Below are 21,007 nucleotides of genomic sequence, written 5' to 3'. Positions count from 1 at the left end.
GTTAATCAACAGTGAATCTACTAGTAGACACAGTGTAGTGAAACGTGTTAGCTTCGGACCCGCACCTGAGATACACGTCACTCTCTCGCATGGTTGTGACTCAGGGCATTCAGCCGGGCAGGAGGATGCGCGCTGCGCTCGACGGCGCAAGGGACGCATCCTCTGACCTTGCGGCCCAGACGCTTCCCGGTGAGCGACCGCCGCGCCCGCCCACACCGTGAATGAGGAAACCGATGAGAAACAGCCGACACGTCCTGACCGCGCTGATGGCGGCCGCGAGCATCGAAGTCGCCACCGCCACCGTCGTCCACGCCGACACCGCGCCCGCACCCGTTCCGGTGCACTACCACGCGAGCGTGGACGGCACGGACATCGTCGCGACCCTGGATCAGGGCAGTTTCACCGATTCCGGTGACGGCCGCGCCGTGACGGTGCGCGACGCCGCAGCGCAGCCACTCGACGCGATCCCCTTGTCCTACACCCTCGCCGACGTCGCGCATGCGATCCGCCACGAGATCTCCGCCGACGGCCGCACGCTGCGCCTGACTCCGGACACCAGCGGAGTCGAGGCGACCACGCTGGAATCGATCGCCTCGCCGGTGGAGAACCAGCTCGCGATGAACGACCTGATCAACAGTGTCAGCATCGGCACCTCCCTAGGCAGCCTTGTCGGCACCGTCATCGGTGCCACCGCCGGTATCGGGGTCGGCTTCGCCGTCGCCGGGGCATCGTGCCTGGTGCTGTCGCTGGGCTGCGTCGTCGCGGTCCTGCCGGTCGTCGCCTTGGTCGGCGGCATCGGTGGTATCGCCGGACTCGCCGTCGGGGGCGGCCCGATCGCCGCCTATTCCCTCTATCAGTACATGCAGACTCTGCAGGCCCCGCCGGGCACCTCCCAGTACGGCGACTACTACAACAACCGTCGGCAGCAGACCTCCGCCGCCGACGAATCCCGCTAGACAGCACCCTCTTTCAGGAGACCTCGTGAAAATCGGCTCTCTCGGCCTCGCCGGCGCCGCCGCCGCCTCGCTCGTGCTGGCCGCCGCCACCACCGCCGACGCTCAACCAGCGGACCCGGCCTACCACGCCACCCTCACCGGCGGTGCGGTCGTCCTCACCGTCGACCGCGCCACCATCGCCGCGGGCCCTGACCGGACCCTGCAGATCAGCGACCTCTCCGGCGCCCGGCTGGCTGCCTTGCCGCTGGGGTTCCTGCTCGACGACCAGCGCGGCGACCTCGGCTACAGCCTCTCCGATGACGCCCGCACCGTGACCCTCACTCCGGACCTGACGAGCCTGCGCCCGGCAACCGCCACCGAGATCGCCTCCCCGCTGGAAGAACAACGCGCCCTCGACGACCTGGCCAGCGGCTTGACCCGCAACACCCTCGCCGGGCTGGTCATCGGCACTGTCGCGGGAGCTCTCGTCGGCGGCGCCGTCGGCCTGGCCTCCTGTCTCGTCGTCGGCCCAGGATGCCTGGCCACCGTGCCGGCCGCGGTCGCCGCGTTCGCCAGCGGCGGCGGTATCACCGGCACTATCGCCGGTGGCGGCACGGGCGCGGTCGGCGGACTGTGGAAATATCTCACCATCCGCAACGTCGACCCCGGCCGGAGCCCCGACACAGGCGGCGACCTCAACGACCCGGACGGCACCGGCATCCCTGACGCCCACCTCCGCCTGCCCAGCGGATCGGCCGCCGGCCTCAAATCCGGATCGTCCGCAGGCTCCGCACACCACTGAACCCGCGATACGCCGACCACCCCACCTGCCCGATGTGCTGTGGGGTCGTCGGCGGATGCCTTCGTGTGGGCTTGTTGATTGCGCCGCTATCGAAACCGGAGCATGCCGCTTATCCGGCGTTCGCGCCGACCGTCTCAGGGAGGTCGCAGGTGCGACACCTCCGTCAGCAGCCCCGAGTGCCGCAGGCGGATACCTGGTACATGCCTACGATGACCTCTTGTCAGTGAACACTGCTCGCGGCGCGGGTGCCGACCGGTTGGACCTGGATCTGCGGCCCGACCGCCGTCAAGGTGTTCGCGTTGTGGCACGTTAGGCCCACTCATTTATGCAGTTCAGGCCCGGATTCAATCCGGGCCTGACCTGTTTTATTTCACCGACCCCGCGTTTACCCCACGGATTAGATTCAGTTGTCATCGTTCCATGGTGTCGGGCGGTTCGGTACCTGTGGTCCGTCTATGCCGATCTTCTATCTGGCGAGAAGCTGCATTACTGCGTCGGACGCCGATCGGTCGGCGACGGTGGTGCGAATCTCCGCGCCATCGAAGGATTTGACCGAGATGCCGGAACGGCTCAGTATGGCGGCGAGGCGCGCCATGTGTTCGGTATCGCAGGGTATGAACGAGAAGTTCGCCGAATTCGGTGGGACCGCGTACCCGTAGCCGCGCAGCGCGGCTGCCAGCCGATCACCGCCGACTACTCGGGCACGGGTACCGCGACGACTGCCGGCACGGCCGATGTCGCCGCCGCCGGATTGACCGGTGGCGCAACGGGATCGGCCAGCGGCTGACCAAGCGCCGCGCTTCGACGACGACGGGCGAAGCCGAACGGGCGGAAATGACCGCCCAGATGGCGCGCAGCGGGGCAGGCCACCGCTTCGCGGGTTCGATCTCCGGCAGTGGCGCGTGTGACGAGTCAGCGGGTGTGGTGGTCGCGGCGGCGCAACTCTTCTTCGTGCTCGTGTACGAAACGGTCGAGTTCGACGCAGTCCCCGGTAGACGGTTGGGACTGCCGTAGCGCAACCGTCTACCGCATCAGCTCTATGTGGTCCTTTTCGCGCATGAGTATCCCGGCATCGACGGCGTCCGGAACTGCGGGTCGACCTCGTCCGGGTCCCGGTGGCGACGATGCCGCGCTGTGGCCGGGTTCTGGCTAGGTGTCAGCTCAATTCGGAGAGATCGAGGCCGAGCATGGCCAGCAGTTGCGCGCAGTCGGCGGTGTTTCGCGAATGTCCCGCAACTATTTTCGCTGCCAGAACATCCTGCTGGACACGGAACGCCTTCTCGGCCGCCCGCATGTTCGCGAAAGCGCTCTGGTCATCGACAAGACGGGTGTTTCGGATCGAGGTCATCACGTATCAAGACTCCTTGCGGGTAGTCCTCAACTGGATGCCTGATGCCTCCACCCGAGGCCGACGCGCGATCCGTCCCGACGTCCTCGACGCCGACACCCAAGATCGTCGCCGGTGGTATCGACGCTACTTCGACATGGCGTGTGGTGGCCCATATCCACCGATCTGGCTACTGAGCTCCCAGATTTGTCGACTGTGTCGACCGTACGGATCGGGCCGGTCGATCGGATCGTCTACGACCCTGACAGCTGGTCTCCGCCGCCGCGGCAGATGACGGTGGGAGTTCGTTCGATCAGCCTCGCGCCCTACCGGTTCCAGTTGCGGAACACGACGGGAGCTCGGCGACGAGGTTGCTCGATCGCGGCCGGATCGGTGGTGCGGACTACTTCGCGCCTGCTCGCGGGCACGATGGTCGGCGTTCCACACCGGTTGCAGCATGTGCCAGTCGGCCGGGTGCGCGGCGATGCCGATGGCGAACCGGTCGGCCAAGGCTTGGGTCGTGGCCTGCACGCCATCGGTGGTGCCGATCGGCGCGCTGACGTGGAAGCCCCAGCCGTCTGGGGTGAGCCAGCGGTGCACCGGCAGCAGTGGTGCACCGGTGTCGATCGGCAGCTGGGCCGGACCGGCCGGCATGCAGGCCCAATCGCCGAAGAGGGTGACCGGCACTCGATAATGAACCGCCTGCGGCCGCCCCGCCGCTGTCCGATGGTAGGTTCCTCGATCGCGGCACCGAAAGTAGACGGTTCAGTTGTCGGCGTGGGCGTCGGGATCCCGCAGCGAGCGTCTGTCCGTCGAGGTTGCGCAGGCGAAAGCGCCATTTCCGGTTGTCCGTCCCTCGACGAGCGATAGGCCGGTAGCTCTGAGCAGCGTGGGCAATTCTGTTCGGAAACTCCGAAAGCCGTTGCGCAGCTGAGCATATGGCGGGTGGTTCGGCTATGGGCCCGAGCGGGCCGGTATCGCGAGATTTGCGGCACATACGGTTGTCCGACTCGCCGAATAGGCTGGCGGCGAGCAGGCAGGTTGCATCGAGCATGCGAAGTGCCTCGAGGAGCAGCGATTCCTGTCGACGTGCGGGCTGCCTGCTCGGCGATCGCAGTCGGCGGGGACCAGCAGTGCTCGCGGTGCGCGCACAACTCCTCCCGAATCGGGCCGCTGGGCGCGAGGCTACGCACGTTTCCGATCCGTAGCCGTCGGTGCCGCGGCGCTTCGATCTCGATCAGTCGTCATCGATCTCACCTCGGGATCGGCTGAACTCGACGGCAACGCGATACCCGCCGACGAGGGGGTCGTACGGGTCGACTGTTGCCGACAAGAAGTCGGTGATCGCGGACACCGCATACCAGCCGAAGCTATGCTCGTCCACCGCGTCAGGGGCAGTGACATCTGTCGTGACCGTGACGTGCATGCGCGCCGAGTCGTAATCGAAATCGCAGGCCAGCACGGCGCTTTCCACGGCCTGGCTGATCAGTGCGGCTGCGACCTCATCCACGGCGATCGCCAGGTCGCACACTTCGTCGACTCTGAAATCGGCTATGTAGCAGACTGTTTCGGTAAGGCATCGCAGTGTCGGCAGGTCCTGAGAGCGGGCCGCGATTCGCACGCCGATCGTGCGGGCGTGCCAGGTTGCCGGGGGATATGGCGGTGCGGTTGTTTCCGCGCCCCAACCCCGCACTGCGGCTACGCCGTGGCGTCGGGAAATCATGGCAGAAGTCTCACCCCAAAGGTCGAATCGGTGAGCCTCATCTGGGTGTGAGACTCCCGCAGGATTCGGGCAAATACCCTCGGCGAGCATGAGCGGCAATGCCGCGAAATTGCGCTTCTGGTGTCGGCTTACCCTGAATGGTAGGGATGAAACTCCGGATCGCGATAGTTCGGACAGAACCGGCAATCACCGGTGACCTCCGTTTTGGTGCTGGCGGTCAGTTGTGGCTGAGGATGGCCTTGCCGATACCGCCACCGGATTCGACGTAGGTCAGCGCCTGCGGGAGCTGACCGCAGGATGAACATGCGGTCGATCACCGGACGCCAGCGGTGGACGCCCAGCTTCCGTAACCTGTCCGCCTTGGCCGCACTGGATGTCGTCGCGATTACGGCCGCATCGGCCGCGGCAGCCAGTTGCGTCGCGGTATCGAACCGGAACGGCCCGTCGACCCGATGCGGGCGCACCGCCGCAGCCACCGGCGTTCTCGCGAAATATGCTGCGACAGCGGCGATTGAGCGTCAGCCGACGAACGACCACTGGGCCGGCCGTTCGCGACGCAGCCGTCACCGGTCTGGGTTCGCGCGGTGACACGCCTTATCTTTGGATGAAGTGCTTGCTGTCGGGACCCCATGTCGCCAGTTGAGCGCTGGTCTGGTCGATGTCCTGGTAGGCGTTGTCGGCTGCCAGCGCCGCATCAGCCACATTACCGTCGGTGGTGGAGGGAATGACCTGTAGCACGACGACGATGCCGTGCGCACTGCAGACGTACATCGTGTTGAACAGCACGAAAGGATAGGGGTCCAAGCGGATCCGACGACTGCCGAGCTGGAGGCGCCGAGCGGAGGCTGACCATCCGGTGGGGTCGTAGACGACCCGCCATACCGGTCCCAGACGCGGCCGGAGGACGGTGATCAGTCCGGGGAGTTCGGCGGCGAGGTGCTGCGTGCGCGGCCACCAGATGCCGTCGACATATCCGGTGCCATCGCCGCGCGGACGCACTCGCAATCGCAATCGTGGTGTATGAGGCGGTAGGCGACGAGGTGGTGCGGGGGGCAAACTCGTCGATCGTGGCGCCATGAGAGGCTCCTGTCGCAGCCCCCGCCGGGGCCGGAATTCGAATCGGAAACGACGCGACCTTGGCTGGTCGGCGTGCGAGGTGCCTCCGGATATTGTTCAGCCTACTCGCTGACACCCAGCGAGCTGCGCAAATGGATGCAGGGGTGGTGTGCATGCCGCGCTGTCCGTGCCGGATCCGCGCTTGCGCTGATCACGATCAGCGAGGTGCCGGCGGGTGGCCAGGTTGGACAAGCCGCTGGGGGTGGGGTCGGCGGGGATACCGATGCCGTTGTCTTCGACGGTGATGGTGAGGGCGTCGTCGACGATGACGGCGATGGTCAGGGCGTCGGCATGGGAGTGGCGCACAGCGTTGCTGACGGTTTCATGGACGACGGCTTCGGCATGGTCGGCCAGCTCGGCCGGCACCGCGTCCAGTGGCCCGGAGAACTCGGTCGTGACCTGTATGTCGGAGTGCTCGGTGTGCTGGCGCACGATGTCGGCGAGGTGCTGGCGCAGCCGGGTGCGGTGCGGGTCGGCGTGCAGGTCGTAGACGCTGTCACGGATGTCTGTGACCACCTCTTGCAGGCCGTCCACCGCGCTGCAGAGTCGTTGGCGCATGTCGGCGTGGTGGGTGCGCCCGATGGTTCCTTGTAGCGAAAGCCCGATCGCGACGACTCGCTGGGTTACGTGATCGTTCAGGTCGTGGGCGATGCGATCGCGGTCGGCGAACACGGCCAGTTCCCGCAGCCGCTGCTGGGTCCGGGCCAGGTGCAACCCCAGCGCGGCCTGTCCGGTGAACCCTCCACACAGTTCGGCGATCTCGCCGGGATAGGGCGGTTGCCCGCCGCTGCGGGTGGCCATCAGCACACCGAGAACGGTAGTTCCGGTACGCACGGCAGCACCAGCATCGGACCATCCCCGAATAGGGTGACGTCGTCATCGATACCGGGCACGGTGACCGAGGCTCTGCCGCGGAACACCTCGGCCACCGTGCCGGTGACCAGGATCCGCGGCCCGCGTTGCGCGCCTGCTCCAGCCCACTGCGTGATGACCAGTTTGGTGACCTCCAGTGCCGACATTGGTCGCGCCGCGATCGGCGGTGTGGTCGGCCAGGTCACGCGCGCGAGAGTGCTGGCGGCGGCACTGGCGATCATCGATCGTGAGGGCGTGGAGGGGTTGTCGATGCGCCGTCTGGCCGAGGCCGTGGGCCGGGACCCGATGGTGATCTACCGGCGTGTACCGAACAAGGCGGCGGTGCTCGACGGTGTCGCCGAGATCGTCTTCGGGCAGCTGAAAGTGGACAGCGCCGACCCGGACTGGGCCGGCCGGTTGCGGACGGTCGCCCGTGATTTCCGCGCACTGGCGTTGGCGCATCCGCGGGTGGTGCCGCTCCTGGTGACGTGACCACTGGCGACACGGCTCGGGCAACGTCCCCGAGCGGTCGTGCGCCCGCTGGAGGACATACTGACTTTGCTCACCCGCGCCGGTTTCCCGCAGCCGACGCGCTGCGCATCTGTCGCGCGCTGTTCGGTTTCCTCTACGGCCATGTGCTCAATGAAGTGCAGGAATTGGTGGAGCATCCGGAAGAGACCGACGAAGTGCTGCGCCTCGGTCTGTATCGGCTACCGGTCACCGAATTCCCGTTACTGCGACAACTCGCCCCGCTGCTGGCCGATTACGACGGCGAGGCCGTGTTGGAGCGTGGGCTCGACATCCTGCTGGCCGGCCTCACAGCCACCATGGCGCATCCCGGCTCGGGTGCCGCCACACCCGACGCCGAGGCGGGCTGAGTCACTGATCGGCGCAGGTGCCCATCGCAGCGTGGTTGGTGATGGGGCGGGGTTCGTGGCTCCCGCTCGCCATGTTCGGTGCTGTGGATCGGGATGGTTCGCCGGGCGCTGGGGGCATGGGGTCGGTGCTCGGGTGGACGACCTGCAGGACGATCACGGTGCCGTTGGTTCCGTACACGTAAATGGTGTTGAACAGCTCGAACGGGTATGGATCGAGTCGGATCTCACGCTCGTTCATGAGCAGATGCGAGCCGGCGGGTGACCAGACGGTCGGGTCGTACACCACGCGGGATATCGGACCGGTACGTAACTGGAGTGCGGTGAGCAGATCGGGGAGCTCGGTGTCGAGGTTGCTCGATCGTGGCCGCCAGGTGGCGTCGATGTAGTCCTTCGGATCCGCATGAAGATGCAGGCGCGATGTCGACGCGAGAGGTTGCGGTGGTAGGGGTAGTGGTGATGGCGTCATCGGACGCTCCTGTCACAGCCTTGTCGGAAGGCCGGATCGTCGAATCCGGTGACGACGCAACCTCTGCTGGTCAGCGCGCGTGTTGCCGCCGGATACTGTCGAGCTTACGCCCCGGAGGTGGCCGTCTGGGGCAGGCGGTGTCAGCGGGACCGGGACGCGGTGCGCGCTGATGAACGGTTGTTCCGGATCAGTGGCGCGGATTACCGCGCGCCTGCCGGCGGATGAGCTGGTCGGCGGTCCACACCGATCGCAGCATATGCCAGTCGGCGGGATGCGCGGCGATTCCGGTGGCGAACCGGTCGGCCAGGATCTGAGCCGTGGGCTGCACGCCGCCGACGGTGTCGATCGGCGCGTCGACGTGAAATCCCCAGCCGTCGGGGGTGAACCAGCAGTGCACCGGCAGCAGCGGTGCACCGGTGTCGATCGCCAGCCGGGCTGGGCCTGCCGGCATGCGGGCCGGTTCGCCGAAAAAAGTGACCGGAACACCCGCATCGGTCAGGTCCCGGTCGGCGAGCAGTCCGACGATCCGTCCCTGCCGCAGCCGCGAGGTCAGCTCCTCGAATGGCGGTACGGCGCCGCCGGTGAGCGGGATGATCTCGAATCCCAGCCGCTCGCGGAACCGGACGAAACGCCGGAACAACGACTCCGGTCGCAGCCGCTCGGTGACGACGGTCGGAGTGCCGACCCGCTGTACCAACCACACTCCCGCCAGGTCCCAGTTGCCGCTGTGCGGCAGTGCCAGCACGGCCCCGCTCCCGCCCCGGACTGACTCGTGGATGTGTTCGAGCCCGGTGGCCGCGGTTTCGATGTGCTCGGCCAGCCACACCGGATCCATCGACGGCAGCCGGAATACTTCGCACCAGTAGCGTGCGTAGGAGCGCATGCTCGCGCGCACGAGTTCGTCGGGCACCTGCGCCGGGGTGGTGGACAGCACCCGGGCCAGATTTCGGCGTAGCTGAACCGGTCCACCTCGCTGGGACGCGCGATCGGCCGCGACCTCGAACGATCGCATCGCCCACTGCTGTGGCAGGGCCCGCACCAGGCGCCAGCCGGCCGCGTACCCGAGATCCCACGCGCGAGCGGTCAGGGTCACCGACCCGCACCGGACCCTGCTGAACAGCAGCGAATCGGGGCGGTGTCCGACTGCGTGTCAGTGGGTTGGCCGGACCGGCGCGGGCGCCGACGATCGTTGCCTTCCATGTCTCGAGTGTCCTCCCCACGACACCACCGACGCAGACAAACTCGGTAGAAAGAGCGCACGTCACCGTGCATGCGTGCACCTCAGGCCGGTACATACCCGGGTAGCATGGAGGTGTCGGGGGCTTTTCGTACGAGACCACCCCTGGTCTGGTCGTCGCCCGGCGAATGAACAGGGGCCGCCACGCGGCCCCGGTCAGGAGCGTCATGATGACGCTACAACACGAGCCGGTCCTGCTGGACCGCTCTTCGCGCTTTGCCCTCTGCAGCGACCCGCCGTCGTCACGGCGGTCACCGGCACGGCGAGCACCCCGCCCGGCGGCGGTGGATGGGGCCTGGTGGCCCCGCACGACCGACTTGGTCGCCGAGCTTTCCGATCTGGCAGTGCTGCTGGGTCGGCGGGCAGACAGCATCGACCGAATCATGTACAACGTGGACGCCTGGCAGCCGGCACCGAGGCGCACGACGATCGGCGGGCGGTCGATTCACCTGGACGGATACCGGCACCTGCCTGCCCACACACTCTGCGTTCTGGGCCTGGACCGCACCCGTCTGGTCCTGCTGGTGATCCCCGCGGGCACCCCGAACGCCACCGCCCAGGCCTTGCTGTCGGCCGCATCCCGACCGGGCAATCAACTCACCGCCGACGAACTCGTGGCCGCCGACACCCGGCGCAGCCTCGAGTACCTCCAGAACGACGCCGCGTTGCGTCGCTGGGACGACGAAGGCGGTCACCCCGCGCCGATGGACCCGGCAAACCGGCGCGCATCAGGATCCCCGGCCCTGGCCGGAGGCCTGATATGACACAGCACCCGCCGCAGCGCGGAGGTGGTGTCGCCGCCGACCGCGGTCTTGGCCGATTTCAGGCCGGCGCCGACGGTGGGCAACCATTCGACACGCCGACCCGCACACCTCGGCTGCTGCTGCGCGAGCCGGACGAGGAATCCGGCGGCATCGACGGCGCCTGGTGGCCCAGAACCGACAACCTCACCAGCGAACTGCACGACCTGGTCACCGCACTCACCCCGCGACTGGGCGCGACCGTCCGGATCAGTTTCGACTGGAATGCGCTGAGCCTTTCCCAACGCCGCATCGACACCCCCGACGGGATCGAGGTCACCGGACCGCTTCCGGACCAGCCACCCCAGGTGATGGATGTCTTCGGCCCACGCGATCGGCGACTTCGATTGCTGGTGATCAACCCAGCCACCGCCGCCGACCACGCCCACACGCAGATGCGCAACGCGGTGAGCGCCGGCGCCGACCAGCAGCAATCATGAACCGCTCTGATCGTGTTCGGTGGGACGTTGGCCGTCAGGTTTGACGTTGTCGGGCATGCCTCGAGTTCTGTCCGCAGGCGGATCGTGTGATCGGATCGCTGAGCGGGTCTTCCCGGAGTGGGCTGACGCAACTCGAGGCTCAACCGCCAACGAACTCGAGAACCCCTGTGTGAATTCTTCAAGACCTGGGCAGCGCTCGAGGACGACGTTGACCGCTGACCGCAACTCGCGGTCTGAGCATCCGCTTCTGCCGCTGAGCGGGCCGATCCGCAGTCGAACGACAGCAGCGTGCCGCCGCTATCGACCTCCGCTCGCCGCACGGTTACCGACCGGTCGAACCCGGACCTGCGGCCCGACCGCCGTCAGGGTGTTCGCGTTGTGGCACGTTAGGCCCACAAGCCCACAGTGCGCGAACACCCGATCGAGCAACCTGTCTGCTCCGTCGATCCGGCGAGGTATGCGTCCCCTATGTCAGGGTGTCCCTGCGCCGTCCGTCGGCGTCCGCTCGTGTCGAATTCTGTGATGCCGTTGGGCTCGTCTTGATTGTGGCCTACCAGCACAAGGAGTTCCGTGGACATCACGCGCGGTCGCACGTGCCGGGTGCCGCATATTCTGCTGCGCTGCAAGGGTGTTCAGCCGGTAAGCTCGCCGCTACGACTACGGGGGAGCGCGGATGACTTCGGCGATATTGGCGGCCGTGGCGGGGCTTGTCGGCATCGGGGTCGGTCGGCTCTGGGACTCGCGGGCGGAGTCCTCCCGGTGGCGTCGTGACCAGAAGACCGCGAGCTACCAACGTCTCGCCGAGCAGTTCCGGATCACGTACGAGACTATTCGTGCGATTGCTCTTGCCGACCCCAAAGAGTCGGCAACCACGGACATGGTCCGTGAGGCTCGCACCAGCAGTTTCCAGCCGTGGGACAGTGCCTGCACAGCTGTGTGGCTACATGGAGCGGTCGGTGTCGTCGAAGCGACATCGGACGTGGATCGTGCGATGACTGAACTCGCCGCAGCTGCGCAGGAACGTATGTTGACGGTCGCCGAATGGAACGATGCACGGCTTCCGGTTCGGGAGGCGTTCGAACGCTTCATTCACGCAGCGCGGCGCGAGCTGGATCTGCCGACGGTATCGGTGAGGTTCATCGTCGACGCCGAGAACTGATCGGCGCTTCTCGGCGACATCCGCTCATGCCGCATTCCGGTCGTTCGGGCCGACCGCGACGGCCGCCCTGATGGATGTCCGCTATTGGCTGCGAGCGGGCGATCCACAGTCGCTCGCATGACAGGGGTCTTCCGCGCGGCGGCTGCCGCTATAGCACCCCGCTTGCCGCGCGGGTGCCGACCGGTTGGACCCGGATCTGCGGCCCGACCGCTGTCAGGGTGTTCGCGTTGTGGAGCGTTAGCTAGTCCGGACCGGCCGCCGGTAGCGAGTGTTCTACGACTCGATCGCGTTGGTCGAGCAGATGACCTTCCGGATCTCGATGTCGTAGGCCAGGAAGGGCACGAACTCGGCCCACGAGTTCTCCCCGAGCCGCACGATCGCCGGATACTGCCCGCCCTGGGCCGCGGCGAACTCGGTGGACCGTTCCTTCGCCGCGGCTTCGGTCGGTGCCGTGTAGACCGGCTCGAGGTCCTGCTGATCCGGTCCCAGTGGTGGCGGCCGGCGTAGCGGAAACTGGCTGATCTTCCATCAGACCGAGCGAGGTGCGCAGGGCGTCGGCGGCGAGTGTCGTTGCGAGCCTTGGGCTTGCGCTGTCGGTGGCGATGTTGCTCTTGCGCATCTGGACGGGCGCCGGCGCGATCGCCGGTTCCCTGCTCGGCGCCCGCCACCGGCTCGTCGCGGGAAGCTGTGGCCCAGTATGGTTCTCGGCACGGTGTCCCCGAACTGGACACCTACCTGTCGCCTGACAGCGCTGTCAGCTAGTACTGACCGGGGGATAGGCACTGCTCACCGCCAGGAGCCAGTCGCCGCGCCCGGTCCACGACACGGCCGAGTAGACGGCCGGTGACAGGCGGGCCTGCGCGTAGATCCTGCGCAACCGCCTTGTTTGGCCGGGCTGCCTACCAGCTTCGCCGGATCGTCTGGATCAATGGATCGGACATGCAGAAATCGAGTAGGACATCGTCGAACCAGGGTGCAGCATCGGTGATGCCAGCAGCGCGGACAAGGTGAATCCCGCCGCTGACATGCCAGGGATTGCACAACGGTTCGTTGTCGGCAATCCATGAACAGTGGTTTCCCTTCCGTGGTCTTCGCCGAAAACGTCTGTGGTGGAGTATGAAACTCGCTCCAATGGTTCGTCTCGCACCGTATTACGCATGATGCGGTGCGAGACGAGCCGAATCTCGACTCGCATGTGACCGGCGCCACGGTGGGCCAGGTCACCACGCTGACCGGCGGCACCGTGGACAGCAACGGCGAGGCCGCCTTCTCGTGGATTCCGGCCGTGGCCGGCAGCCACTCCATCACCGCGAACTACGGCGGTGCGACGACCGCGAGCACGGTCAGCGTCACGGCCGCCGGATCGACCGGTAGTGCCCTGCAATCGCTGCTCCCTGGTGCCCTGCAGGGCTTGTTCGGCAGCGTCAGCGCCGGCAAGTAGATTCCGCCGACAGAGCGGGGCGCCAAGGTCGTCAGCAACAGTTACGGGGGCTCGGAGAATGGGGAGGCCGGGTCGGTCGGCCCGGAACTCGCGATCGACCGAACGCATGTTCACGACAGCGGGGATAGGCTGACTGTGTGCCACTGTTGCGAGCGACCGGTGGTTGACGGCGATCCCCTCTCGACGCAGCGTGATGTCGGTGCTGATGTCATCACGGAATTGAGCGCTGCCGGATTCGACGATGCCGAGGAAATCGGGCGGGGCGGCTTCGGCGTGGTGTACCGATGCCGCCAGGCCAGTGCCGACCGCACGGTGGCGGTCAAGGTTCTTACCGGTGAGCTCCCGGAGAATCGGGTGCGTTTCCTGCGTGAGCAGCGCGCGATGGGCCGGCTCACCGGTCACCCGAATATCGCCGGAATGCTCGAGATCGGCGAGACCGCCACCGGGCATCCCTACCTGGTGATGCCCTATTACTCCCGAGGCTCCCTGGACGACCACATCCGGCGCGACGGTCCGCTGCCGCTGGACGAGGCCCTCCACCTCGCGGTGAAGACGGCCGGGGCACTGGAGACGGCCCACCGGATGGGAGTCGTGCATCGTGACGTCAAACCGGCCAATATCCTGCTGACCGACTACGGCGAACCCGCGTTGACGGACTTCGGGATCGCCCACCTCACCGGCGGTTACGAGACCGCATCCGGGTCGATCGCGGGCACACCCGCCTACACCGCACCCGAAGTACTCGGCGGCCGAGCACAGACTCCCGCCTCGGATGTGTACGGGCTGAGCGCCACACTGTTCTCGGCACTCGCCGGGCACGCCGCATTCGAACGCCGCACCGGCGAGAAAGTTGTGGATCAATTCGTGCGGATTACCACCCATTCGATCCCGGACCTGCGCGAATCCGGCATCCCCGACGATGTGTGCGCGGCCATCGAGGCGGCGATGGCTCGTGACCCGCACGACCGGCCCACCGTCGTGGAGTTGGGTGAACAGCTGCGGCAGCTCCAGCGACATCACGGTTTCTCGGTCGACCAGATGGCGCTGCCTGCCGAGTCGGGCGCAGCACAGGAGCTTGCCGCCACTTCGAAAGATGCCGTGCCGCGCAGGGTGACGCGTTTCCGGGCCGATGGATTGCGGGCGGGGACCGGAAATCTCCCTGTGGAGCTTTCCAGCTTCGTCGATCGCAGGACCCCGCAGTCCGAGGTCAAGAACCTGTTGTCCGGCTCGCATTTGGTGACGCTGACCGGGATCGGGGGCGTGGGCAAGTCACGTTTGGCCTTGCGGGTCGCGCACAACCTGCGGCAGAAGTACGCGAACGGGACCTGGCTGATCGAGCTGGGCAACCTGCGTGCCGACGAATCACTACCGAACGTGCTGGCTGCCACTCTCGGGGTGTTCGACCACGGCGGTGGACCGCCACTCGACACACTGATCGAGCTACTGGCCCACCAGGATGTGCTCCTGGTACTCGACAACTGCGAACACATGATCGTGGCGGTCGCCCAGCTGGCCGAATCGCTGATACGCGCCTGCCCGGGCGTGCGGATCCTGGCCACCAGCCGGGAGCCCCTCGATATCGGAGGGGAGGTCGTCTATCCGCTGTCGCCGCTGGAGATACCCGATACGTCCGCCGAGCCGCCGCTGGGGGGCGCGGCGCAACGCTCCGACGCGGTCACACTGTTCGAGGAGCGGGCCGCTGCGGCCGTGCCCGGATTCGAAGTCGACGGCGATAACCGGTTGCCCGTCGCCAGAGTCTGTGCGCGCCTGGAGGGCCTGCCGCTGGCGATAGAACTGGCTGCGGCGCGGACGCGGACGATGTCGGTCGAACAGATCCTGACCCGGCTCGACGACCGGTTCGCTCTCCTGACTCGGGGCAGCCGCAGCGCACCCAGGCGACAGCAGACGATGCACTTCTGCATGGACTGGAGTCATGACCTGTGCACGCCGGACGAACAGCGGCTGTGGCGCCGGTTGTCGGTGTTCACCGGCGGGGTCGAACTCGACGCGGTCCTGCAGGTGTGTTCTGCGGACACGACCGAGACGGAACTGCTCGATACGTTGTCGGGTCTGGTGGACAAGTCGATCCTCGTCCGCAAGGAAGTGGCCGGGTCGGTGCGGTTCCAGATGCTCGAGACGGTCCGTGCGTTCGGTCAGGAGAAGGCCGAGGAGTCCGGTGAGGATCATCTGCTGCGTCGACGGCATCGGCAATGGTGCGAGCGTCTGGTAGCGCAGGCGGGTGCCAGCTGGATCGGACCGCAGCAGATGTACTGGGTCGACCGGCTGGAACGAGAGCTCCCGAATATCTCCGAGGCGCTGGAGTTCAGCCTCACCGATGCCGAGGACAGCGGGCTGCGCATCGCTGTCACGCTGCAAATGTTCTGGATGTCGCGGGGCAGGATCAGCGAGGGACGTCGATGGTACGAACGGGTTCTCGCCCGCCCGTCCGCAGGCTCGACGGTGGACCGGGCCAAGGCGCTCCACGCCGCCACGTTGATGGCAGGGCTTCAGGGTGACCTGCGGTCCGCCGTCGGCCACGTCACGGAACTGGCCGGCCTGATCGAGCAAACGGCCGACCCGATGGTCCCAGCATTGCTCGCGAACATCCAGGCGGACTACGCACTCACCAGTGGCGAGGGTGATCCGTCCCAGGCGGTCGCCGATCTGGAACACGCGCTACGAACCTATGAGCTCTGCGGTGATGTCAGGATGCAGTTGGACGCCCGGATCTCGCTGGGATGGGCCTACGCACTACAAGGTGATACCGTCCGAGCCCTCGCCTGCCTGCAGAAAGCAATCGACCTCACCGAATCCGCGGGTGAAACGCTCTATCGGTCGTGGACACTGTGGTCAGCTGGATTCGCCGAATGGCGACGCGGTGAGCCCGATCGGGCCACACGCTCGCTTGCGTCGGGAATTCGATTGGCTCGCACGGTCGCCGATCCGCTCGTCGCCACCGGCTGCCTGGAGACGCTGGCCTGGATCGCCGCGGAGCAGGGTGATGTCCGGCGTGCGGCTGTCCTCATGGGCGCGTCGGACGCCTTGGGACGACTGGCCGGCAGCTCCACAATTCTTCGCCATCATCGCCCCTTTCGTGACGAATGCGAGCAGCGCAGCCGCCGGGTACTGGGTGTACGCGCATTCGATGCGGCCCGGCAGGAGGGAGCCGCGATGAGTCTCGATGCCGCGGTTGCTTTCGCGCTCGGCGAGCAACCCCGAGGGACCTCGTCTGCCGATCGTTCGTGCGGGGGCCTCACCGCGCGCGAACGTGAGGTTGCCGGCCTCGTCGCGGAGGGGCTGACCAACTGGGCGATCGCCGATCGTCTGGTCGTCTCGCAACGGACCGTGCAGGGGCATGTCGAACACATTCTGACCAAACTGGGTTTCACCTCACGAGCCCAGATCGCGGCCTGGGTCGTAGCCCAGGCCCACGGCACAGCTGAGTAGTCCAAGTCTGGAGGTATCGCGGCCATCCGCGGGTTTCGGTGAAGGATCTGGAACACCGCCTGCTGTCCGCTTCGCTGAGACCGCTTCGGGTTTCGTTGCCGCGCACTGCACTTCGGTTGTATCCGTCTGTATGGTCGGCCCTTGGCTTTCGCGGCGTCGCCCCGAATGCGGGTCTTCGAGGTTGCTGTGTTATGCCCAACCTGATGGAGCGACCGGCGGATGACCGTCGCAGGTTCGATTCCCCGGCGGGGCGCTAGGTGTAGGTTCGGCCGATCCCGATGTGGTGCAGGCGCCCGTTATGACGCAGCGTGACGACACCCGCGGTGTCGACGGTGTCGTGGCGGACCCGGAAGTGGTCTCCCGCGCCGGTGCCTGGGCCTGGTGTTGCCTTGGGCCGGGCTCGGTAGGCGGTGGCTGGGGTGCTGTGGTGGGGCAAGGACCGGTGGGGCCGGTGGTTGTTGTAGTGGTCGGTGAATTCGTCGAGCAGGCCTGCAACTCAGGTAGTGAACGTGGTTGCGGGGTCTGGGTTTTCAGCCACTTCTTCATGGTCTGCTGGAACCGTTCGACCTTGCCGCAGGTCGTGGGGTGGTTGGGCCGGGAGTTCTTCTGGGTGACGCCGAGTGCGGCGAGTTCGGTTTCGAAGCCGTTGCGGCCGCCGGTGCCGCCGCCGGCGAAGCGGGTGGTGTAGACGAGTCCGTTGTCGGTGAGTGTGGAGGCCGGGATTCCGTGGGCTGCAGTGGTTTTGCCGAACTGCTCGACCACGGTCAGGCCGGTGACACGCGGGTGGGCGGTGACTGACAGGGCGTAGCGGGAGTGGTCGTCGAGGAAGGTGATGATCTCGGTGTCACGGCCGCCTGCCAGCCGGTAGTGGGTGTAGTCGGATTGCCAGGTTTCGTTGGGCAGGTCGGCCTGGAACCGGATGTAGGAGGAGCGCGGGCGTTTCCGGGGCTGGGGCTCGACCAGGCCGTTGCGGGTCAGGTGCGGGAGATCGTCGCCGGGGACACGGTGTGGCCGTGGTGGTGACGCAGGTGCCAGGCGATGGTGTGGGGGCCGGCGTCGAGCCCGCGGGCGGCGAGGTCGCGGCGCAGCCCGATGATCAGGTCCACGACGTGTGGTGGTGTGGCGTTCGGGCTGGTGTGGGGGCGCCGCGAGCGGGGCTCGAGGGCGGTGTCGTCTTCGGCGTGGTAGCGGGCGACGAGTTTGGAGACCCAGCCCGGTGAGATGCACGTAGGTGCGGGCGACCTCGGCCTGGGTGCGGTGTTCGATGATGACGGCGGTGATGACCAGGCGGGCGGTCGGCATGCCTGGCAACCGTTTTCGGTTCGGTGGGTGTTTCCGATGTCGCGAGACATGGGTTTCCTATGCCCTGAAACCACACACCCGGTGGGGCGCTAGAAGGATGGGAACGGGGTCGACGAGCAGTTTTCCTGGGGAACGCTGACGATTGACGCGGAATTCGCCTATCCACGAGCGGATTGACCCGCTGTCAGCGAGGGGCCTGCCTCCCGACTGTGTGGAAGCTCGGGAGCCGCGGATCCGCTACCCGGCTATGATCTTGTTCGATTTGGTGCGGTTGCACCGCCAGCACAATGTCTGAAGGTTGTCAGGAGTGGTCAGCCCGCCCCTGGACACCGGAATGATGTGGTCCACCTCGAGCAGCAGGTGAGGCTCGTCAGCGAGCGAGACAGAGCAGTACCTGCAGGTGTACCAGTCGCGTTCCTTGATCATCGTCCGCAGCCTCGTGGTCATCAGCGCCCGCTGCCCTTCCGCGCTCTTGCGGAACTTGATCTTCGCCGACATCGTCTCGATCAGCGCGTCGATCGCTTCTCGATTGAGCGTGACGGGCGCGCGTTGAGAGCTGTTCCCGCCGGCACTGACGTACTCGAAGACGTACATCGGGTACGGCACCGTGATCGGCGACAACTCGACCCCGACATGCCTCATGAACTCGCCGGCGTAGTACTTCCTGATGAACTTGGGAGGGTTGATCGCCTGGGTGATGCTGGCCTCGCGCTGCCGAAGGCTGGTGACGGCATCCTCGAGGCGGGTGATGGCATCGCCGAGGCTCTCCACGGCGGCCAGGTCGGTCTCGGTGGCCTTGATGTTGAAGTACTTCATGAGGTACTTGATCGGTTCGCGGCTGGCGTTGCGGACCACCTGTAACGAGCAATGGTGCACGAACGGCGTCTGATAGGTGGCGATGTTGCGGTCGCGCCGGTACTTGTGCCGGCTGGTGTTCTGGAACGACGCGAGATGCGCCTGCGCGCCACTGGAGGACCCGCCGAGGGTGAACGTGCCCCGGCTGCGGATCTCGGCGACGTAGCGGGCGAGTTCGTTGTGGTCAGTGACGAACGAGGCGATCGCCGCCTTGTGAGCGAGGAACTCTTCGCTAGCGAAGTACTGCCTCATGAGTATGTGCCGGATCAACAGGACCAGACCCCACGCCCCGAGCACGACACCGGCGACCGATGCGATCAGCACCCAGTTCGCTGCCGCCACGATGATGACCAACAGGATCAGCCCGATGATTATCAGGCCCACGATTGCTTGCACTAGCTCGCCCTCCCCGGACAGTGCTCATTGTGATCGTTCTGAACGGTAGCAAGCGGGCACGACAGGGACGTGGGAAGCTGTTGCGGCACTGTGTACTTCACGAATCGGGCCGTGACGGAGCCGAAAGACTGGACTGTAGCGGTTTCAGAAGCCAGCCGATCTTGAGCAGGGCAAGCGGTCGGCCAGTGGTCTAGCCTTCTGTGCTGGATATCTGCGCCGGTGCCAGTCCTATTACGTCGGATACAGGGTTCCATGAAGCCCCTCCGCAGTGGTTTCCGGAATCCTCTTGATCAGGATGCGTACTGCAGGGCGGTCATTACTGAGGTGATGACGGCAACGAGCACGAGGGCTGTTTAGGTGGCCGGCCCGAATACAGCCATCCGGAGTCCGATCGATGCGATGACGATCTGAACGATGCCTCGGGCGTTGAGTCCGGCTGCTGTCGTGAGGCTTTCGCGGTGGGACATCTGTGCAAGCCGGGCCCGACATGGGCGCCGCCGACATTCGCGGCACCGGCTGTTGCGATCAGACCGGCCACGGCCCCCAGCGGGACTCCGGCACGTATGTGGCTTCGGACTGGCAGTACTCGATCGCCTTGCGCGGCCGGCCATCCCATTAGGTAATCAGGGCTGGGGTGCCTCGCAGCCAGAGTCTGGTCGAGAATCTCGCGGGTGGCTGCGACCGATGATCGTGTCGGCACGGTGGTGCCCACGTCGGATGTGCCGGGGCGTGGGGCCTCATATTCAGGACGGGGGTGTGGCGATGACGACGCGCCGGCCGGATCGGATGGTGGTCAGCTCGGTCCCTGTCGAGCGGGGCGTGGTGGTCTGTGGGCTGACTTTGTCTTGCGGGGTTCGGTACGCGGCGCGTTGGATGTCGCCCGGTGCCGGCTGTGGCCGGAACCGCACAATTTTTTGTTGTCGGGGCATCGCAAAAAATTGGTTTCTGTTAACTCTCGGCTACCCATAAGGTCTTCTACGAGAGCAACGATGTTCACACCCGGCGTGCCTCGTGTCCCGCAACCCGATGCTCGTCGCGAGGCGCACCGGTCTCGATGGAAGGAAGGCAAGAAATATTGGGGTCCGCTGAACAATTCATCGTGCAGGCCCTGCTCGGCCGGGTACAGAAGATGGTGTTCGGCAGCCTTTCGGGCAAGACCGCCTGACTCGACGGAGGGAGGGCCCGACGCTTCCTCGGCCCGCCCTCTGCTCGTACCGGCCAGCACGCCGGGTGCGGATCGTAGGGGCAGCCGGTCCGCCCACCTCGAAGGGCACCCACGACATCGCGCCGATACGAAATCGACTGTCCCACAACCTGACTCGTTCAGATACGCGAGACTCGCGCCCCAGCCCTCGGCCGTCGCAGCCGAGCCACTGACCTGACCCCGTGATTTCGGTCCGGCGACTGTGAGAGCCTTGCGGCCCACGAAGTGGGCAGGAAGGCTCGAAGACCATGGCGACACGCAAGAGGCACACCCCTGAACAGGTCGTGCGGAAACTGGGCGAGGCTGATCGGCTGTTGGGCGAGGGCAAAGACGTCGCCGACGTGTGCCGGACTCTCCAAATCACCGAAGCCACCTACTACCGGTGGCGAAACCAGTTCGGCGGGCTGAAGGCCGACGACGCCAAACGGTTGAAAGACCTCGAACGCGAAAACTCCACCCTGAAAAGGCTTCTCGCCGAAGCCGAGCTGGAGAAAGCGGCATTGAAGGAGATCGCCAAGGACGCTCCTATAGATGTCAAGCCGCCATCGCCCGGTAGTCGGTGCGTAAGGCGCGGAACACTTCTCGTGCAAGATAGCGTTTGAGACAGCGCAGGATTTCGGGGGTGGT

The 21,007-nt window shown here is 66.2% G+C and carries 19 protein-coding genes and 5 pseudogenes; 12 read left to right on the top strand and 12 right to left on the bottom strand.

The features are described 5' to 3' along the window. Positions 1-233 precede the first annotated feature (233 nt). From EBN03_RS31235 to EBN03_RS31220, 4 genes are all read left to right on the top strand, one after another. The gene (locus tag EBN03_RS31235; protein ID WP_147471777.1) at positions 234-956 is read left to right on the top strand and encodes a hypothetical protein; all 723 of its coding nucleotides are present in this window, start codon (positions 234-236) and stop codon (positions 954-956) included. 25 nt (positions 957-981) lie between these two features. After that, complete coding sequence (locus tag EBN03_RS31230) at positions 982-1,737, top strand: hypothetical protein (RefSeq protein ID WP_122191765.1); 756 nt, start codon at positions 982-984, stop codon at positions 1,735-1,737. 325 nt (positions 1,738-2,062) lie between these two features. Next, on the top strand, positions 2,063-2,524 hold the full coding sequence (locus EBN03_RS33920) for a hypothetical protein (RefSeq protein ID WP_147471776.1): 462 nt from the start codon (positions 2,063-2,065) through the stop codon (positions 2,522-2,524). A 47-nt stretch (positions 2,525-2,571) separates the two neighbouring features. Beyond that, positions 2,572-2,751: a hypothetical protein gene (locus EBN03_RS31220; protein WP_122191763.1), complete on the top strand. Its 180-nt coding sequence runs from the start codon at positions 2,572-2,574 to the stop codon at positions 2,749-2,751. A 142-nt stretch (positions 2,752-2,893) separates the two neighbouring features. Here EBN03_RS31220 and EBN03_RS33915 read toward each other — a convergent pair whose 3' ends face one another. Beyond that, positions 2,894-3,085, bottom strand: a complete 192-nt coding sequence (locus EBN03_RS33915; protein WP_199743051.1) for a hypothetical protein — start codon at positions 3,083-3,085, stop codon at positions 2,894-2,896. A 114-nt stretch (positions 3,086-3,199) separates the two neighbouring features. On the opposite strand from EBN03_RS33915, the pseudogene EBN03_RS35940 reads away from it, so the two are divergent. Next, a pseudogene (locus tag EBN03_RS35940) lies at positions 3,200-3,400 on the top strand (DUF5994 family protein); the annotation flags it as partial. Between the two features lie 81 nt (positions 3,401-3,481). Here EBN03_RS35940 and EBN03_RS35360 read toward each other — a convergent pair. From EBN03_RS35360 to EBN03_RS33905, 5 genes and pseudogenes are all read right to left on the bottom strand, one after another. Further along, a pseudogene (locus tag EBN03_RS35360) lies at positions 3,482-3,751 on the bottom strand (LpxL/LpxP family acyltransferase); the annotation flags it as partial. Positions 3,752-4,301: 550 nt separating this feature from the next. Beyond that, complete coding sequence (locus EBN03_RS33910; protein ID WP_147471774.1) at positions 4,302-4,787, bottom strand: anti-sigma factor; 486 nt, start codon at positions 4,785-4,787, stop codon at positions 4,302-4,304. A 594-nt stretch (positions 4,788-5,381) separates the two neighbouring features. Next, entirely contained in the window at positions 5,382-5,786 is a 405-nt protein-coding gene (locus EBN03_RS31205; RefSeq protein ID WP_122191761.1) for a DUF5994 family protein, read from the bottom strand. 174 nt (positions 5,787-5,960) lie between these two features. Next, positions 5,961-6,737, bottom strand: coding sequence for a sensor histidine kinase (locus EBN03_RS31200; RefSeq protein WP_147471772.1), 777 nt, complete (start codon positions 6,735-6,737; stop codon positions 5,961-5,963). After that, positions 6,704-6,922 (bottom strand): hypothetical protein, encoded by a 219-nt coding sequence (locus tag EBN03_RS33905; RefSeq protein WP_147471771.1) that lies wholly within the window; start codon positions 6,920-6,922, stop codon positions 6,704-6,706. Before EBN03_RS33905 ends, EBN03_RS31200 begins: the two co-directional genes overlap by 34 nt. Here EBN03_RS33905 and EBN03_RS31195 point away from each other — a divergent pair. Next, a pseudogene (locus EBN03_RS31195) lies at positions 6,891-7,633 on the top strand (TetR/AcrR family transcriptional regulator C-terminal domain-containing protein). The gene EBN03_RS33905 and the pseudogene EBN03_RS31195 overlap by 32 nt on opposite strands. A 1-nt stretch (position 7,634) precedes the next feature. Here EBN03_RS31195 and EBN03_RS33900 read toward each other — a convergent pair. Together EBN03_RS33900 and EBN03_RS31185 are read right to left on the bottom strand one after the other, a co-directional pair. Then, complete coding sequence (locus EBN03_RS33900) at positions 7,635-8,099, bottom strand: DUF5994 family protein (protein ID WP_147471770.1); 465 nt, start codon at positions 8,097-8,099, stop codon at positions 7,635-7,637. 187 nt (positions 8,100-8,286) lie between these two features. Further along, positions 8,287-9,192 carry a phosphatidylinositol mannoside acyltransferase gene (locus EBN03_RS31185; protein ID WP_122191758.1) on the bottom strand — a complete coding sequence of 302 codons (906 nt, stop codon included), beginning with the start codon at positions 9,190-9,192 and terminating at the stop codon, positions 8,287-8,289. A 272-nt stretch (positions 9,193-9,464) separates the two neighbouring features. Between EBN03_RS31185 and EBN03_RS31180 the strand changes: the two genes are divergently transcribed. The 3 genes from EBN03_RS31180 (at position 9,465) to EBN03_RS31170 (ending at position 11,735) form a co-directional block, all read left to right on the top strand. Then, positions 9,465-10,100, top strand: a complete 636-nt coding sequence (locus tag EBN03_RS31180; RefSeq protein ID WP_325052115.1) for a DUF5994 family protein — start codon at positions 9,465-9,467, stop codon at positions 10,098-10,100. Further along, the gene (locus tag EBN03_RS31175) at positions 10,097-10,576 is read left to right on the top strand and encodes a DUF5994 family protein (RefSeq protein WP_122191757.1); all 480 of its coding nucleotides are present in this window, start codon (positions 10,097-10,099) and stop codon (positions 10,574-10,576) included. The genes EBN03_RS31180 and EBN03_RS31175 overlap by 4 nt, the downstream gene beginning before the upstream one ends. A 673-nt stretch (positions 10,577-11,249) precedes the next feature. Continuing rightward, positions 11,250-11,735: a hypothetical protein gene (locus EBN03_RS31170; RefSeq protein WP_122191756.1), complete on the top strand. Its 486-nt coding sequence runs from the start codon at positions 11,250-11,252 to the stop codon at positions 11,733-11,735. 276 nt (positions 11,736-12,011) lie between these two features. On the opposite strand, the pseudogene EBN03_RS31165 reads toward EBN03_RS31170, so the two are convergent. Then, a pseudogene (locus EBN03_RS31165) lies at positions 12,012-12,280 on the bottom strand (transposase); the annotation flags it as partial. Positions 12,281-12,900: 620 nt separating this feature from the next. Here EBN03_RS31165 and EBN03_RS31160 point away from each other — a divergent pair. Both EBN03_RS31160 and EBN03_RS31155 read left to right on the top strand, forming a co-directional pair. Then, a complete protein-coding gene (locus EBN03_RS31160) occupies positions 12,901-13,176 on the top strand; it encodes a hypothetical protein (protein ID WP_122191755.1) in 276 nt (91 codons plus the stop codon). A 219-nt stretch (positions 13,177-13,395) separates the two neighbouring features. Further along, positions 13,396-16,623 carry a protein kinase domain-containing protein gene (locus EBN03_RS31155; RefSeq protein WP_325052114.1) on the top strand — a complete coding sequence of 1,076 codons (3,228 nt, stop codon included), beginning with the start codon at positions 13,396-13,398 and terminating at the stop codon, positions 16,621-16,623. A gap of 189 nt (positions 16,624-16,812) precedes the next feature. On the opposite strand, the gene EBN03_RS35935 is transcribed toward EBN03_RS31155, so the two are convergent. The 3 genes from EBN03_RS35935 to EBN03_RS31140 form a co-directional block, all read right to left on the bottom strand. Beyond that, positions 16,813-17,484 carry an integrase core domain-containing protein gene (locus EBN03_RS35935; protein ID WP_407671279.1) on the bottom strand — a complete coding sequence of 224 codons (672 nt, stop codon included), beginning with the start codon at positions 17,482-17,484 and terminating at the stop codon, positions 16,813-16,815. A gap of 113 nt (positions 17,485-17,597) precedes the next feature. Continuing rightward, positions 17,598-17,975: a helix-turn-helix domain-containing protein gene (locus EBN03_RS31145; RefSeq protein ID WP_122191753.1), complete on the bottom strand. Its 378-nt coding sequence runs from the start codon at positions 17,973-17,975 to the stop codon at positions 17,598-17,600. Between the two features lie 187 nt (positions 17,976-18,162). After that, positions 18,163-19,101, bottom strand: coding sequence for an HNH endonuclease (locus EBN03_RS31140; RefSeq protein WP_325052116.1), 939 nt, complete (start codon positions 19,099-19,101; stop codon positions 18,163-18,165). A 1,527-nt stretch (positions 19,102-20,628) separates the two neighbouring features. Between EBN03_RS31140 and EBN03_RS31135 the strand changes: the two are divergent. Beyond that, positions 20,629-20,898, top strand: a pseudogene (locus EBN03_RS31135) (transposase); the annotation flags it as partial. Positions 20,899-21,007: the final 109 nt, after the last annotated feature.

The sequence above is a fragment of the Nocardia stercoris genome, assembly GCF_003696265.1.
In the GTDB taxonomy this organism is placed as follows: domain Bacteria; phylum Actinomycetota; class Actinomycetes; order Mycobacteriales; family Mycobacteriaceae; genus Nocardia; species Nocardia stercoris.
This window is presented reverse-complemented; position numbering and strand designations above follow the sequence as displayed.

Bases quoted from the DNA above. Each gene is read 5' to 3' on its own strand.
- EBN03_RS31220 (WP_122191763.1), top strand. From the start codon at position 2,572: ATGACCGCCCAGATGGCGCGCAGCGGGGCAGGCCACCGCTTCGCGGGT.
- EBN03_RS31145 (WP_122191753.1), bottom strand. From the start codon at position 17,975: ATGTCTCGCGACATCGGAAACACCCACCGAACCGAAAACGGTTGCCAG.
- EBN03_RS31235 (WP_147471777.1), top strand. From the start codon at position 234: ATGAGAAACAGCCGACACGTCCTGACCGCGCTGATGGCGGCCGCGAGC.
- EBN03_RS31175 (WP_122191757.1), top strand. From the start codon at position 10,097: ATGACACAGCACCCGCCGCAGCGCGGAGGTGGTGTCGCCGCCGACCGC.
- EBN03_RS33915 (WP_199743051.1), bottom strand. From the start codon at position 3,085: ATGACCTCGATCCGAAACACCCGTCTTGTCGATGACCAGAGCGCTTTC.
- EBN03_RS33920 (WP_147471776.1), top strand. From the start codon at position 2,063: ATGCAGTTCAGGCCCGGATTCAATCCGGGCCTGACCTGTTTTATTTCA.
- EBN03_RS33910 (WP_147471774.1), bottom strand. From the start codon at position 4,787: ATGATTTCCCGACGCCACGGCGTAGCCGCAGTGCGGGGTTGGGGCGCG.
- EBN03_RS33905 (WP_147471771.1), bottom strand. From the start codon at position 6,922: ATGTCGGCACTGGAGGTCACCAAACTGGTCATCACGCAGTGGGCTGGA.
- EBN03_RS31180 (WP_325052115.1), top strand. From the start codon at position 9,465: ATGAACAGGGGCCGCCACGCGGCCCCGGTCAGGAGCGTCATGATGACG.
- EBN03_RS31170 (WP_122191756.1), top strand. From the start codon at position 11,250: ATGACTTCGGCGATATTGGCGGCCGTGGCGGGGCTTGTCGGCATCGGG.
- EBN03_RS33900 (WP_147471770.1), bottom strand. From the start codon at position 8,099: ATGACGCCATCACCACTACCCCTACCACCGCAACCTCTCGCGTCGACA.